This is a genomic window from Xanthomonas sp. NCPPB 1128, assembly GCF_001043115.1.
GTDB lineage: Bacteria > Pseudomonadota > Gammaproteobacteria > Xanthomonadales > Xanthomonadaceae > Xanthomonas_A.
In genome coordinates this window covers 33,364-47,661 of the sequence record NZ_LFME01000016.1, presented here as the reverse complement: position 1 = coordinate 47,661, position 14,298 = coordinate 33,364, and the positions used below count along the sequence as shown (strand labels likewise).

At 70.3% G+C, this 14,298-nt stretch carries 11 protein-coding genes; 4 read left to right on the top strand and 7 right to left on the bottom strand.

The features are described 5' to 3' along the window. Positions 1–10 precede the first annotated feature (10 nt). The 3 genes from ACP93_RS11520 to ribA all read right to left on the bottom strand — a co-directional run bounded on the left by ACP93_RS11520 (position 11) and on the right by ribA (position 3,364). Positions 11–1,543, bottom strand: coding sequence for a PH domain-containing protein (locus ACP93_RS11520; RefSeq protein WP_048490832.1), 1,533 nt, complete (start codon positions 1,541–1,543; stop codon positions 11–13). Next, positions 1,540–2,085 carry a PH domain-containing protein gene (locus ACP93_RS11515; protein WP_204243676.1) on the bottom strand — a complete coding sequence of 182 codons (546 nt, stop codon included), beginning with the start codon at positions 2,083–2,085 and terminating at the stop codon, positions 1,540–1,542. Before ACP93_RS11515 ends, ACP93_RS11520 begins: the two co-directional genes overlap by 4 nt. A 154-nt stretch (positions 2,086–2,239) precedes the next feature. Next, positions 2,240–3,364, bottom strand: coding sequence for a GTP cyclohydrolase II RibA (ribA, locus tag ACP93_RS11510; protein ID WP_048490831.1), 1,125 nt, complete (start codon positions 3,362–3,364; stop codon positions 2,240–2,242). A gap of 279 nt (positions 3,365–3,643) precedes the next feature. Between ribA and ACP93_RS11505 the strand changes: the two genes are divergently transcribed. Beyond that, on the top strand, positions 3,644–4,165 hold the full coding sequence (locus ACP93_RS11505) for a GNAT family N-acetyltransferase (RefSeq protein ID WP_017911888.1): 522 nt from the start codon (positions 3,644–3,646) through the stop codon (positions 4,163–4,165). Between the two features lie 98 nt (positions 4,166–4,263). Here the strand turns inward: ACP93_RS11505 and ACP93_RS11500 are convergent, their stop codons facing one another. Next, positions 4,264–5,178 carry a lauroyl acyltransferase gene (locus ACP93_RS11500; RefSeq protein ID WP_048490830.1) on the bottom strand — a complete coding sequence of 305 codons (915 nt, stop codon included), beginning with the start codon at positions 5,176–5,178 and terminating at the stop codon, positions 4,264–4,266. A gap of 166 nt (positions 5,179–5,344) precedes the next feature. On the opposite strand from ACP93_RS11500, the gene dtd reads away from it, so the two are divergent. Continuing rightward, positions 5,345–5,785, top strand: coding sequence for a D-aminoacyl-tRNA deacylase (dtd, locus tag ACP93_RS11495; RefSeq protein WP_048490829.1), 441 nt, complete (start codon positions 5,345–5,347; stop codon positions 5,783–5,785). Positions 5,786–5,911: 126 nt separating this feature from the next. Further along, positions 5,912–7,774, top strand: a complete 1,863-nt coding sequence (gene rpoD / locus ACP93_RS11490; protein WP_048490828.1) for an RNA polymerase sigma factor RpoD — start codon at positions 5,912–5,914, stop codon at positions 7,772–7,774. A gap of 215 nt (positions 7,775–7,989) precedes the next feature. Here the strand turns inward: rpoD and ACP93_RS11485 are convergent, their stop codons facing one another. The 3 genes from ACP93_RS11485 to ACP93_RS11475 all read right to left on the bottom strand — a co-directional run bounded on the left by ACP93_RS11485 (position 7,990) and on the right by ACP93_RS11475 (position 11,714). Beyond that, positions 7,990–9,276, bottom strand: coding sequence for an AGE family epimerase/isomerase (locus ACP93_RS11485; RefSeq protein WP_048490827.1), 1,287 nt, complete (start codon positions 9,274–9,276; stop codon positions 7,990–7,992). 87 nt (positions 9,277–9,363) lie between these two features. Then, positions 9,364–10,668, bottom strand: a complete 1,305-nt coding sequence (locus tag ACP93_RS11480) for a sugar MFS transporter (RefSeq protein WP_048490826.1) — start codon at positions 10,666–10,668, stop codon at positions 9,364–9,366. Continuing rightward, a complete protein-coding gene (locus tag ACP93_RS11475) occupies positions 10,665–11,714 on the bottom strand; it encodes a LacI family DNA-binding transcriptional regulator (RefSeq protein ID WP_048490825.1) in 1,050 nt (349 codons plus the stop codon). The genes ACP93_RS11480 and ACP93_RS11475 overlap by 4 nt, the downstream gene beginning before the upstream one ends. Before the next feature lie 131 nt (positions 11,715–11,845). On the opposite strand from ACP93_RS11475, the gene ACP93_RS11470 reads away from it, so the two are divergent. Continuing rightward, entirely contained in the window at positions 11,846–14,197 is a 2,352-nt protein-coding gene (locus tag ACP93_RS11470) for a GH92 family glycosyl hydrolase (protein WP_048490824.1), read from the top strand. The last annotated feature ends 101 nt before the right edge of the window (positions 14,198–14,298 follow it).

Sequence of the window (14,298 nt, the reverse complement as noted above, 5' to 3'; positions counted from 1 at the left end):
CCGCACGCGCTTACCAGCGCAGCCGCCGCTGCGCCAGCGCCTCGCCCAGTTGCCGATACAGTGCTCGCGCTTCGGCGTCCGGCAGCAGCCGCATGCGCAGCGGCGGCTCGCCGTGGCGGGCGCCGGCGGTGTCCAGCGACAGGGTCGCGGTGCCGCACCAGCGGTCCAGCGGCGAACGGCTCAGGTGCAGCGCCTGCAGCTTGTCCAGTTCGGCCAGTCGCCACCAGCGCCGCCACCAGCCGCCGCGCACCGCCACGTAGCGCGCATCCAGTGCGTAGCCCATGCGCTGCGCCTGGCGCCAGGACTTGAACGCCGACCACGGCAGCCACAGCAGGCCCAGCGCGGCCCAGGCGCCGAGCGTGGGCCACAGCCCCGCGCACAGCAGCGGCACCAGCAGCAGCGCCGGCAGCGACAGGCGCCACCAGCAGCGCGTGGCGATGCCGTGCCAGTATGCCGGCGGCCAGGCGATCTGCGGCAGCAGCCGCTGCAGCAGTGCATCGCAGGCGGCCGGGGTGACCAGCGGCGCCAGTTCCGTCAGGGCGTGGTCGTGCCCGTGGTGCGACTGGATCACCGCGGTGTCGATGTGCAGGCTGCGCCGCCGCAGCAGGCGCTGCAGCACGCTCTCGTGCAGGGTCCAGGCCTGGATCCGGCGCCGCGCCACGCTGCTGCGCAACCGCGTCAGCAGGCCGCGCTCCACGGTCAGCCGGCGCTCGCTCTCGCTCAGCCGGAAGCCGTGGTACTGCACCAGCGCCAGCCCCATCGACAAGGCGCGCATCAGCAGCAACAGCGTCGCCAGCATCATGGCGAAGGTGACAGTGCCGGCCATCCAGCCCAGTTGCAGGTGCGTGGCGTAGCCGAACAGTTGCCGCCCGTAGTGCTCGATCGCGTTGGAGATCATGCGCTCGGGAAACAGGTGGTAGGTGGCGCCGAACGCGGTGAGCAGCACCACCATGCCGCGGTTGGAGATCAGCCCCTGGCGCAGCACCTCGGCGGTGGGCAGCGCCAGCAGCAATTCGCTGTCAGGCGCGGCGGCGGGCGCAGCGTCGGCATCGGTGGCGGCGCCGATGTCGGCGGCGGGCGCGCGATGGCGGATCTGCTGTTCCAGCGCCAGCGCCTGGTCCAGCCGCAGTACCCGCATTTGCGCCTCGGGTTTGCTGCCGCCGGCCGACTCCAGGCGCACTTCGGCCACGCCGAACAGCCGGTGCAGCAGCGACTGGTGCACCACCACGTTGTGGATGCGCGCGAACGGGATCTCGCGCAGGCTGCGTTCCAGCCAGCCGCTGCGGATGCTCAGGCTGTCGCGGCCGATGCGGTACTGGTAGGTGAGATAGCGCAGCAGCGATACCGCCACCAGCGTGGTGCCGACCGCCAGCATCACCAACTGGTCGGCATGGTCGTGGCGGCCGTCGCGGCTGCCGAACACCAGCAGCGCCAGCAACGGCACCAGGAACTGCCTGAGGTGCTGCAGCAGCACGAACAGCCACGACCACGGATGCAGGCGCCGCACCGGCGTGGTGTGCTCGGCGTCGGCGAGGTCGCTCACAGGGCGTCGTCGTCGTGGTCGAGCTGGTGCGCCAGGCGCTCGCGCAGGCGCTGCGCGTCGGCCTGGTCCAGCCCGGGCACGGCGACCGCGGTATGGCGGGTGCCGGCGGTGTGCACGACCAGGGTCGCTAGGCGCAGGGCGCGTTCCAGCGGGCCGCGGCGCAGATCCAGATGCTGCACACGCGAGATCGGCACGTGCGTCTCGCTCTGCCACAGGCGCCCGCGGAACACGTCCAGGCCTTGGGCATTGAGCCGCCAGCGGATGCGCCGGTGGCGGACGAAGCCGATCCAGGCACCGAACAGGCTGCCCACCGCCGCCGCCACGGCGCCTAGTGCCAGCGCATGCAGGCTGTGCAGGCTGAGGCCGACGATGGCGGCGGCGACCATCAGGCTGAGCCCCAGCATGCAGCCGCCGCCGAGCGCAGCCAGCCAGGCGCCGCGCAACGGCAGCGGTTGCCAGTCCGCCGGCGGCCAGTCCGCGGACGCTGGCGCGGCAACGGCAGAGGGAGCGCTGGGCGCGGGCGCGGTGGGGGAGTCGTCCATGGGCGGCGGTGCAGTCACGTCGGGGTCTCGGGGCGAGCGGGCGCGGGCGCGCGGCGTGGCCTCGATCCTAACGCGACGCTGGCAGGCGTGCGCTGCCCGCCATGCGGGTCCCTGCGTGATCCAGGAATGTGGCGCGCCGGATCGCGCCGTGGAGTCAGCGCACCGCGCGCAGCAATGCGTCCACGTCCAGCGCGTGGCCGGCGCGGGCGGCCTTGGTGCGCAGGTAGCCTTCGTTCTCGGCGGTGATCGTGCCGGTGACCGGGATGCGCTCGGTCACCTCGATGCCGGCCGCACGCAGGCGCTCGGCCTTGTTCGGGTTATTGGTGAGCAGGCGCACGCGGCCGATGCCGAGCCCGCGCAGCATGGCCACGGCGCTGCCGTAGCGGCGCTCGTCGGCACCGAAGCCCAGTTGCGCGTCGGCGTCGATGGTGTCCAGGCCGTCGTGCTGGTAGCCGTAGGCGCGCATCTTGGTGGCGATGCCGGTGCCGCGGCCTTCCTGGTCCAGGTACAGCAGCACGCCGCCGCCCAGCGCCTTGAGCTTGGCCAGGCCGTGCCGCAGCTGGTCGCCGCAGTCGCACTTGAGCGAGCCGAACAGGTCGCCGGTGAGGCAGGAGGAATGCACGCGAACCGGCACCGGCGCGCTGAGGTCGGGCTGGCCGATCACGATCGCGACCTGGTCGCGCTGCGCCACGCCGCCGCGGAACACCACGAACTCGCCGGTGCCCAGGTCGCGCAGCGGCACCTGGGTGCGGGTGACCAGGGTGTAGCTGTCGGAGGCGGCGAGGGCGCAGCCGTGTTCCAGATCGTCCAGCCGCAGCGACTGGCAGCCCTGGAACGCGCTGCTGTCGGCGCCCAGCTCCGCCGCGACCATCGCCGGCAGCAGCAGGCCCAGCCGCGCGACCTCGGCAGCGCCGGCATCGAGCGCGTCGCCGGGCAGCCAGTGCGACGGCACCGGGCCGTCGCGCAGGTAGGCCAGCGCCGCCAGCGCGTCGTAGGACTGGCCGGCCAGGGCGATGCGCGCGCCCTGCGGCGCGTCCAGGCCCAGCATCTGCGCGCGCGGCGGGGTCACGAACAGGTAGTGCCGCTGGGCCGTGGCCTGGGCAAAGCCGAGGTAGGCCGGCTCGGTGCTGCTGTCCAGGGCCATTACCGCGCGGGTGCGGCCATTGCCGTCTTCGAGCAGGACCGGGCGTCCGGCACGCAGCTCCGATGCCGCGCGTTCGCTGCGGATCGCGGCAGGATCGCCGAAGGCGTGCGCGGAGGGGGCGGTGGGGCTGGTCATGCACGACTCCAGATGGGGATCGGCGGCGCCGCTTCAAGGCTGCCGCGTCCGGTCGCGGTGGCCCCGGCGCGGTGCCGGCAGGCGCGTGGCGCCCAGGCGCCATTGTCGCGCGCTTTGCCTGATGCGCCAGCCTGCAGGCGATGGCACGCACTGTGCCTGCTCGCGCGCGCCACCGATGCAACCAAATTGGCGGCTGTGGCAACGCGCCGGCGGGGGGAGGTGTGCACGTGTCGGTGGTTGCTTGCTACTGTGCGGCACCGCGTCCGCTCCGGCCCCCGCATGCAGCTCGTCGATTGCACCGAACCGCGCCACGCCATGGCGATCCTGGAGATCTTCAACGACGCCATCGTCCATTCCACCGCCCTGTACGACTATCGGCCGCGCCCGCCGGAAAGCATGGCGGCCTGGTTCGCCACCAAGCGCGCCGGCAACTTCCCGGTGCTGGGCCTGGAGGACGCCGACGGCACCCTGCTCGGCTTCGCCAGCTACGGCACCTTCCGCGCCTGGCCGGCGTTCAAGTACAGCGTCGAGCACTCGGTCTACGTGCACCGCGACCATCGCGGCCGCGGCGCGGGCCGGCGCCTGCTGCAGGCGCTGATCGACACCGCGCAGGCGCGCGGCGTGCATGTGCTGGTCGGCGGCATCGACGCCAGCAATGCCGGCAGCATCGCCCTGCACGAGCAACTGGGCTTCGTGCATGCCGGCACCGTGCGCGAGGCCGGCTTCAAGTTCGGGCGCTGGCTGGACCTGGCGTTCTACCAGCGCATCCTCGCCGGCCCGGCGCAGCCGCACGACGACTAGCGCGACCGCGGTCCGGCCGTGTCACGGGGCAGCCACGTGCTCGTGCGTCCTGGCTCCCGGAACGCGCCCACGCCGCGGATGTTCGGGGGGCTTACGCCCTAGTGCGGATGGCGCTCGGTGGCGTAGGGATTGGGCTCGGCCGGGTCCGGACGCAGCGTGTAGCGCTTGTAGGTCCACTGGTACTGCGCCGGATCGCGCCGCGCCACCCGTTCCACGCCTTCGTTGAGCGCGGTGGCCGCACGCACGGGGTCGGCGTCGGCGATGTCCGGCGGCGCGGGCTGCACGTGCAGGGCGAACTCCAGGTCGTTGCCGACCCGCTCGCACCAGGCGAACAGCACGGTGGCGCCGGTGCGCTCGGCCAGGCGGTTGACCAGGGTCATGGTCAGCGCCGGCACGCCGAAGAACGGCGCGAACACGCCGTCGCCGGCCTTGGGCTGCTGGTCGGGCAGGATGCCGACCGCACCGCCGTCCTTGAGCGTCTTGAACAGCTGCCGCACCGCCGGGCCCTCGGCGCGCACCTGGCGCACCCGCTCGCCGCTGCGCACCAACTGCAGGAAGGCGTCGCCGACCGCCGACTCCGGCGCGCGGTAGACGATGGCGATGTCGCCGCGCGAGGCCAGCCACTGGTTGAGCAGTTCCCAGTTGCCGAAATGCGGCGCGGCCACGATCACCCCACGGCCAGCGGCCAGCGCCGCGTCGTACAGCGCCTGGCCATGGCGCAGGCGCAGCCGCGCCAGGTTCTGTTCCGGCGGCCGTGTCCACAGCGCCAAGGTTTCGAACGCCTGCCGCGCGGTCGAGCGCAGCACGTCGCGCTGCAGGGCCACGCGCTCGCTGGGCAGCAGCTCCGGATAGGCCAGCTCCAGGTTGCGCCGGACCACCCGGCTCTCGCGCGCGTCCAGGCGCAGCCACAGCCCGGCCAGGCCGTCGGCCAGGTGGCGCAGCCACGGCCACGGCAGGCGCGCCACGGCGGCGGCGCAGCGGTACAGCAGGGAAGCGAGCGTGGCGGGTTTCATTGGCCCAGTTTATCCGCTCGGCGCATCTGGCCTGCCCGACCGGTATCGCGGATCGCGCCGGCTGCGTGCGCTGTCCCTTTCTCAATCTCGCCCATTCGGCGATGATGCCGCACGATCGCAACCGTTCGTCGCGCGCAACCAATCCCCAATCCCCAATCCCCGCCCTATGCTCTCGCTGATCCAACGCGTCACCCAGGCCTCGGTCAGCGTCGATGGCGAGGTCGTGGGCCAGATCGGGCCTGGCCTGCTGGCGCTGGTGGCGGTGGAGCCGGGCGACGACGAGGCCAAGCTGCGGCGTATGGCCGAGCGCCTGCTCGGCTACCGGGTGTTTTCCGACGCCAGTGGCCGCATGAATCGCTCGTTGCGCGACACCGGCGGCGGCCTGCTGCTGGTCAGCCAGTTCACCCTTGCCGCCGATACCGGCTCGGGGATGCGGCCCAGTTTCACCACCGCGGCACCGCCGGCCGAGGCTGAACGCGGCTTCAACCGATTGCTGGAGCTCTGCCGCGCGCAGCACCCGCCAGGGGTGGAAACCGGCCGCTTCGGTGCCCATATGGTCGTCAGCCTGGTCAACGACGGCCCGGTCACTTTCCTGCTCCGGCCCTAGCACGACGCTAGACGCCAGGAGCGCTCCTGGCGGAGCCATTCAGGCTCCTCGTCCGGCAAGCGGCGGTCCGGGCTGTTATAATGCTAGGTTCACTCATTCACCTACCTGCCGGTGGCGCGAGCACTCATGGCCAACGAACGTCCTGCCCAGCAATCCGACATCAAGCAACTGATCAGCAAGGGCCTGGAACAGGGCTATCTGACCTACGCGGAAGTCAACGACCATCTTCCCGACGATCTGGTCGACCCCGAACAGATCGAAGACATCATCGGCATGATCAACGGCATGGGCATTGATGTCCATGAAGTTGCACCCGATGCCGAAACCCTGTTGCTCAACGACGGCAACACCGGCAACCGCGAAGTCGACGACACCGCGGCCGAAGAAGCCGCGGCGGCGCTGACCGCGCTCGACACCGAAGGTGGCCGTACCACCGACCCGGTGCGCATGTACATGCGCGAGATGGGCACAGTAGAACTGCTGACCCGTGAAGGCGAGATCGCCATCGCCAAGCGCATCGAGGAAGGCCTCGGCCAGGTGCAGGCCGCGCTGGGCGCGTTCCCGCTGGCGGTGGAGACCCTGCTCGAGGACTACGAACAGCACAAGGAAGGCAAGAAGCGCCTGGCCGAGATCGTGGTCGGCTTCAACGACCTGATCGAGGAAGAGCCGGCCCCGCCGGTTGCGGTGTCCGACGACGACAGCGCCACCGATGCCGATGCCGACGAGGATGACGACGACGACGTCGACACCGCCGAAGAGGACGCCGGCCCGACCGGTCCGGATCCGGCCGAGGTCGCGCGGCGCATGGAAGTGCTGGCCACCGAGTACGCCAAGTTCAAGAAGGCCCACGCCAAGAACGGCGCCGAGCACAAGCTGGTCACCAAGCTGCGCAACGACATCGCCGAGGTGTTCGTCACCCTGAAGCTGCCGCTGCCGCTGACCGACGTGCTGGTGCGCAAGCTGCGCGACACCATGGCCCAGGTCAAGGACCATGAGCGCCGCGTGCTGCACCTGGCCACCCACGTCGCGCGCATGCCGCGCAAGGACTTCATCCGTTCCTGGGAAGGCAACCAGACCAACGTGGCCTGGGTCGACGACGCGCTCAAGCGCAAGCAGAAGTGGTCGTCGGCGCTGCGCGACGTCAAGGACCAGATCATCGCCGAGCAGGAAGCCACCGTGGCGGTGGAGCAGGCCACCTATCTGAGCCTGGCCGAGCTGAAGGAAATCAGCCGCGCCATGGCCTATGGCGAAGCCAAGGCGCGCAAGGCCAAGAAGGAAATGGTCGAGGCCAACCTGCGCCTGGTGATCTCGATCGCCAAGAAGTACACCAACCGTGGCCTGCAGTTCCTCGACCTGATCCAGGAAGGCAACATCGGCCTGATGAAGGCGGTGGACAAGTTCGAGTACCGCCGCGGCTACAAGTTCTCGACCTATGCCACCTGGTGGATCCGCCAGGCGATCACCCGCTCGATCGCCGACCAGGCGCGCACCATCCGCATCCCGGTGCACATGATCGAGACGATCAACAAGTTGAACCGCATTTCCCGGCAGATGCTCCAGCAGTACGGCCGCGAGGCCACGCCGGAGGAGCTGGCCAAGGAAATGGACATGCCCGAGGACAAGATCCGCAAGGTGATGAAGATCGCCAAGGAGCCGATCTCGATGGAAACCCCGATCGGCGACGACGAGGATTCGCATCTGGGCGACTTCATCGAGGACACCAACGTGGAGTCCCCGATCGAGAACACCACCAACATCAACCTGTCCGAGACCGTGCGCGACGTGCTCGCCGGGCTGACCCCGCGGGAAGCCAAGGTGCTGCGCATGCGCTTCGGCATCGACATGAACACCGACCACACCCTCGAGGAAGTCGGCAAGCAGTTCGACGTGACCCGCGAGCGCATCCGCCAGATAGAGGCCAAGGCGCTGCGCAAGCTGCGTCACCCGAGCCGCTCCGAGCAGCTGCGCAGCTTCCTCGATATCGATTGATCGCGCGCGGTTCGCGGTAACGGAAAAGCCCCGCCATGTGCGGGGCTTTTTTGTGGGCGGAGATGCCGGATCGAACGGTGCGCCGCATCCATTGTAGGAGCGGCTTCAGCCGCGACAGGGCTTTACCCGGAATGCCTCGTCGCGGCTAAAGCCGCTCCTACAAGAAGGCAACAGAGGCGCAGGATCGCCTGCGCCTCTGTGCGGGCCGCATCCGCTTACGCGAACGCCTTGCTGCCGCGCATCACCGCCAGCACGTCGTGGCAGGCGCCCATGGTGTGGTAGTCGGTCTTGCCGGCCGGGCTCTTCTCGTCGCTGTAGCTGCGGTTGTCGCGGCTGAGGATGCGGAACCAGGCGCCGTAGCGGTGGTCGACCAGGTGCTCCCAGGAGTACGCCCACAGCTTGTCGTAGGCGGCGCGATACGAGGCGTCGCCGGTGGCGGCCAGCAGCCGCGAGGCGGCGGCGATGGCCTCGGCCTGCACCCAGAAGTACTTGTCGTCGTCGCAGAAGTAGGTCGGCGCCGCGGCCACGTCGGGAACGCCGACCACCGGCGCGTCTTCGGTGCCGGAAGCGAAGCCGTAGACGATGCCGCCATGCTGCGCGTCCCAGCCGTGCGCCAGCGCGGTATCGAACAGGTGCCGCGCGGTCGGCAGTAGCCAGCCCGGCGCGGTGCCGGTGCCCGCCTGCAGGTGCCCATGCAGCAGCACCAGCAGCTTGGACCACTCGACCTGGTGGCCGGGCTGGAAGCCCCACGGCCGGAACAGGTGCTTGGGGTTGTCGCGGTTGTAGTCCCAGTCCACCTGCCAGTCGGCGTCGTAGTGCTCCCACACCAGGCCGCCGGCCAGCGCCGCCTGGCGGCGGGTGATGTGGTCGGCCAGCAGCAGCGCGCGCTGCAGGTAGCGCGGCTCGGCGCTGGCCTCGTAGGCGGCGATCAGCGCTTCGCACAGGTGCATGTTGGCGTTCTGGCCGCGGTAGCTGGAGAACGTCCACTCCGGGGTGGCTTCGTCTCGGTACAGGCCGGCGGCGGCGTCCCAGTAGCGGGTTTCCAGCAGTTGCCAGGTCTCGTCCATCCACGCGTCGGTATCCAGGCCGGCCTTCTTCGCAGTGGCGTAGGCCAGCAGCACGAAGGCGGCGCCGTAGGCGTGCTGGGTGCGGTCCTCGGCCACGCCGTCGCGCAGGGTCCACACGTAGCCGCCGCTGGCGGTATCGCGGTGCACCTCGCGCAGGTAGCGCAGGCCGTGGCGCGCGGCGTCCAGGTACTCGGCGGCCAGCGCCGAGTCGGCGAACTCGATCGCCGCCATCGCGTAGTTGAAGACGAAGCGGGTGCTGCTGACCAGGTGGCGATGGCCGGCGTCGTACACGCTGCCGTCGTCGCGGAAGTAGTGGAAGAAACCGCCCGCCGGGTCGATCGCGCGCGGGTGGTAGAAGGCCATGGTGTCGGCGATGTGCGCGCGCAGGACGGCGGCGTCGGCGAAGTCGGGCAGGGGCGTGGCGGGCAGGTTCATACGGTTGGCTGGCGAGCTGGGTGAGGGAGGGAACGATCGTGGCGCGCGGCGGCGTGCGGGCCGCCGCGCCGGGAGTGGATCAACGGATCAATGCATCACGCGCGCGGTCGGCGCGGTGGTGGGCGCGGCCGCCGCCAGCTCCGGCGACAGGCGCGAACCGCGCAGGCCGTACCAGACGATGTAGGCGTAGCACAGCAGCGGGATCACGAAGGCGTGCTGGATGCCGATGGCGTCGGCCAGCGCGCCCTGCGCCAGCGGCACCAGGGCGCCGCCGACGATGCCCATGATCAGCAGGCTGGAGGCCTTGCTGGTGAGCACGCCCAGGCGCTCGATGGCCACGGTGAAGATGGTCGGGAACATGATCGAGTTGAACAGGCCGATCGCGATCACGCTCCACATCGCCACATGCCCGGTACTGAGCATGGTGGCGATCAGCAGCAGCGAGGCGATGCCGGCGAAGGTCGCCAGCAGCTTGCGCGCCGGGACGAACTGCAGCAGCGCCGCGCCGGCGAAGCGACCGACCATCGCGCCGCCCCAGTAGAACGGCAGATAGTGGCTGGCATCGGCTTCGGTCAGGCCGCCGGTGGTGGGGCCGGAGATGTAGTTGATCAGGAAGCTGCCGATCGACACTTCCGCGCCCACGTACATGAAGATCGCCACCACGCCCCACAGCAGGTGCGGGTGGCGCAGCGCGTCGGCGAAGCTGTGGTGCGATTCGGAGCTGGCGTCGTTGTCCTCGCGCAGCGACGGCACCCGCATCACCAGCACGAACACCGCCAGCAACAGCAGGCCGCCGGCCAGCATCAGGTAGGGGATTTCCACCGAGCGCGCCTGCTCGATCCGGTACGCGGACAACTGCGCGGGATTCATCGCCGCCAGCTGGTCGGCGCCGAGCACCGCGCCGGCCAGGATCAGCGGGCCGATCAGCCACGGGAACACGGTGGTGCCCAGCGAGTTCAGCGCCTGCGCGAAGTTGAGCCGGCTCGGCGCCTTCTCCGGTGCGCCGATCAGGCTGATGTACGGGTTGGCCGCAACCTGCAGCAGGGTGATGCCGCTGGCCAGCACGAACAGCGCGGTCAGGAACAGCGGGTAGGAGGGCAGGCGCGCGGCCGGGTAGAACATCGCCGCGCCGATCGCCGCCACCACCAGGCCGATGACGATGCTGGCCTTGTAGCCGACCCGCGACACCACCGCGCCGGCCGGCACCGACATCAGGAAGTAGGCGCCGAAGAAGGTGAACTGGATCAGCATCGACTGCGCGTAGTTCATCTGGAACACGGCTTTCAGATGCGGGATCAACACGTCGTTGAGGCTGGTCAGGCCGCCCCAGGTGAAGAAGATCATGCTGACCACCGCGATGGCGGCGGTGTTGGACAGCGGGCGACGGCTCATGCAGCGACTCCGGGAACGGGCGAGAGGGCGACCCGGCTGCTGGCGCGCAGGCACAGCCGGGCGGGGGCGATGGTAAGCGCAGGCAGCACCTGGCGGTGGCGCAGCGCGTCCAGCACCAGGCGCGCGGCCTGCATGCCGCGCTCGCGCGGGGCGACGGCGACGGTGGACAGCGGCGGGGTGGCGACGGCGGCTTCGGGGATGTCGTCGAAGCCGATCAGCGCGTAGTCGCGGCCGGCGATGCGGCCGCGTTCGGCCAGGCCGCTGGCCAGGCCGAGGGCGACCACGTCGTTGTAGCAGACCAGCGCGGTCGGCAGCGGGTCGCGCGCGCACAGCGCGCCGGCCTGGCGTGCGGCTTCCAGCCGGGTCGGCGCGCATTCGATCAGCCACGCCGGGTCGACCGCGATGCCGGCGGCGGCCAGCGCCTCGCGGTAGCCGGCGCGGCGCTCGGCGCAGGAGCTGGATTGGCGGTGGCCGCCGAAGAAGGCGATGGCGCGGTGACCCTGCGCCAGCAGGTGGTCGGTGGCCAGGCGCGCGCCGCGGCGGTTGTCCAGCGCCAGCAGCGGCCAGTCGCCGTCCAGCGCGCGGTTGAACAGCAGCACCGGCAGGCGCGGCCCCAGCAACTGGCGCAGCCGCGCCGCGTCGGTGTTCTCGGTGGGCGAAAGGATCATCGCCGCCGGGTGGTGCTCGATCAGCGAGGCCAGCACGGTCTGCTGGCGCTCCGGCGATTCGCCGGTGCTGCCCATCAGCATCACGTAGCCGGCCTCGGCCAGCGCCGCGTCGACGCCGCCGGCGAACTCGGCGAAGAACGGATTGGCCAGGTCGTTGACCACCAGCGCCACCGCATTGGACGCGCGACCGCGCAGGCTGGCCGCGCCGCGGTGGTAGACATAGCCCTGGCGGGCGATTTCCGCCGCCACCCGCGCGCGCGTGTCCGCGTGCACCAGCGGGCTGTTGCGCAGCACCAGCGACACGGTCGCCCGCGACACGCTGCAGGCGGCGGCGATGTCGGACACGGTGACGCGTTTGTCGGCGGGAGACGGCGCCACGGTGGTTTAGACCGGTTCAAAAGGTCGCTCATCCTGCGCCGTCGTGATCCGATCCGCATTTTGCAGTGCAGCAAGGCATTGCAGTGGCTTTGTGCTATCCGTTTGGATCGATTCGATACGGGGAGCCTGCCATGCGCAGCTCAAGGAAGCTGGGCGGCGCCGCCGCGCTGCTGCTGGCCGTGCTGTGGCCGATCGCGCCCGCCGTCGCTGCACCTGACGCCAAGGTGGGCGAGCGCGCGGTGGCGGCGGTGGATCCTTTCATCGGCACCGGCGGCGAGGGCCACACCTATCCCGGCGCCACGGTGCCGTTCGGCATGGTCCAGCTGAGCCCGGACACGCGCATCCAGCCGCGCAAGGACGCCTACGGCTGGGCGGCCGGCTACCGCTACGACGACCGCAGCCTGGTCGGTTTCTCGCACACGCATTTCTCCGGCACCGGCCACTCCGACCTGGGCGACGTGCTGTTGATGCCGATCAGCGGCGCGGTGCGGCTGGAGCGTGGCGATCCGGACAAACCCGGCAGCGGCTACAGCGCGCGCTTCCGCCACGACGACGAGCGTGCCGAGCCGGGCTACTACGCGGTGACCTTGGACGACTACAAGGTGCGCGCCGAACTCACCGCCAGCGCCCGCGTCGGCGTGCACCGCTACACCTATCCGGCCGGGCAGCCGGCGCACGTATTGCTGGATCTGCGCACCAGCCTGTACGACTACCCGGGCAAGATCAGCTGGTCGCGGCTGCGCCTGCGCGCCGACGGCACCATCACCGGTTTCCGTGAGACGCGCGGCTGGGCGCCGGGGCGGCAGTTGTATTTCGCCCTGCGCTTTTCGCAGCCAGTGCGCGGCCATGCCTTCCACAACACCGAGCAGGACATCCCCTACAAGGGCTTCCCGCCGCCGGGCGACAACGACCCCACCCAGCGCGCGCAGATCGAAGGCCGGCAACTGGTGGGCAGCTTTGACTTCGGCGACGCCCTGCACGGACCGCTGCTGGTCAAGGTGGCGATCTCGCCGGTCAGCGAGGACAGCGCCATCGCCAATCTCGACGCCGAGGTGCCGGGCTGGGATTTCGACGGCGTGCGCCGTGCCGCGCGTGCGCAATGGGCGCAGGCGCTGGGCGCGGTGGAGGTGGACGCGCCGCCGACGCAGCGCACTCAGTTCTACACCGCGCTGTACCACAGCCTGCTCGGCCCAACCCTGTTCATGGACAGCGACGGCCGCTACCGCGGGCCGGACAACGCCGTGCACCAAGCGCAGGGCTACACCCACTATTCGACGTTCTCGCTGTGGGACACCTACCGCGCGCTGCATCCGCTGCTGACCATCGTGCAGCCGCCGCAACGCACCAACGACATCGTCAACTCGCTGCTCGCGCACCAGCGCGAAAGCCCCTACGGCGTGCTGCCGGTGTGGGCGTTCCACGGCCTGGAGACCTGGTGCATGATCGGCTACCACGCGGTGCCGGTGATCGCCGATGCGTACATGAAGAGCATCCGCGGCTACGACACCGACGCCGCGCTCAAGGCCATGGTGGCCAGCGCCGACTACGGCCCCTACGACGGCATCGCCCAGTACCGCGAACTCGGCTACGTGCCGATCGACGAGGAAGGCGAGGCCGCCTCCAAAACCCTGGAGTACGCCTTCGACGACTGGACCATCGCGCAGATGGCGCAGGACATGGGTCGCACCGAGGTGGCTACCGCTTTCGCCAAGCGCGCCGGCAACTGGCGCAACGCCTTCGACCCGGACACCGGCTTCATGCGCGCGCGCAAGCGCGACGGCAGCTTCCGCACCCCGTTCGATCCGGACGCCAGCGGCTACGGCACCGACTACACCGAAGGCAACGCCTGGCAGTACTCCTGGTACGTGCCGCAGGACGTGGCCGGCCTGGCTCGCGCGCATGGCGGCGACGACAAACTGCTGGCGCGGCTGGACCAGGTGTTCGACGCCAAGGTCGATCCCAAGGTGTTCGCGCACATGGAGGACATCACCGGCCTGATCGGCTGGTACGCGCACGGCAACGAGCCCAGCCATCACGTCGCCTATCTGTATGCCTACGCCGGGCAGCCGTGGCGTACCCAGGCGCGGCTGCAGCAGATCATGCGCAGCCAGTACGCGGCGCGCCCGGACGGCCTGGCCGGCAACGATGACATGGGACAGATGTCGGCCTGGTATGTGTTCACCGCGCTGGGCTTCTACCCGGTGGCACCGGCCAGCAATCAGTACATCCTTGGCCGCCCGTTCCTGCCGCGCGCCACCCTGGCGCTGCCCAACGGCAAGCGCTTCACGGTGATCGCCGACGGCCTGGACGATGCGCATCCCTATGTCGGCAGCGTCACCCTCAACGGGCGCCCGTTGAACCGCGCGTTCCTGCGCCACGAGGAGCTCATGGCCGGCGGCGAACTGCGCTTCACCCTGCAGGCCACGCCCAACACCGCCTGGGCGGCGGCGGGTGCCGAGCGCGCCTATTCGATGAGCGAGTGAAGGGCATCTCCACGACTGCGGGACGTCTCCTGTAGGAGCGGCTTCAGCCGAGACGAGGCGTTCCCGATCAAGCCCGGTCGCGGCTGAAGCCGCTCCTACGG

What these genes read in the sequence shown, in the direction of transcription:
- ACP93_RS11515 (WP_204243676.1), bottom strand. Translation starts at nt 2,085, where the DNA reads ATGGACGACTCCCCCACCGCGCCCGCGCCCAGCGCTCCCTCTGCCGTT.
- ribA (WP_048490831.1), bottom strand. Translation starts at nt 3,364, where the DNA reads ATGACCAGCCCCACCGCCCCCTCCGCGCACGCCTTCGGCGATCCTGCC.
- ACP93_RS11505 (WP_017911888.1), top strand. Translation starts at nt 3,644, where the DNA reads ATGCAGCTCGTCGATTGCACCGAACCGCGCCACGCCATGGCGATCCTG.
- ACP93_RS11500 (WP_048490830.1), bottom strand. Translation starts at nt 5,178, where the DNA reads ATGAAACCCGCCACGCTCGCTTCCCTGCTGTACCGCTGCGCCGCCGCC.
- dtd (WP_048490829.1), top strand. Translation starts at nt 5,345, where the DNA reads ATGCTCTCGCTGATCCAACGCGTCACCCAGGCCTCGGTCAGCGTCGAT.
- rpoD (WP_048490828.1), top strand. Translation starts at nt 5,912, where the DNA reads ATGGCCAACGAACGTCCTGCCCAGCAATCCGACATCAAGCAACTGATC.
- ACP93_RS11485 (WP_048490827.1), bottom strand. Translation starts at nt 9,276, where the DNA reads ATGAACCTGCCCGCCACGCCCCTGCCCGACTTCGCCGACGCCGCCGTC.
- ACP93_RS11480 (WP_048490826.1), bottom strand. Translation starts at nt 10,668, where the DNA reads ATGAGCCGTCGCCCGCTGTCCAACACCGCCGCCATCGCGGTGGTCAGC.
- ACP93_RS11470 (WP_048490824.1), top strand. Translation starts at nt 11,846, where the DNA reads ATGCGCAGCTCAAGGAAGCTGGGCGGCGCCGCCGCGCTGCTGCTGGCC.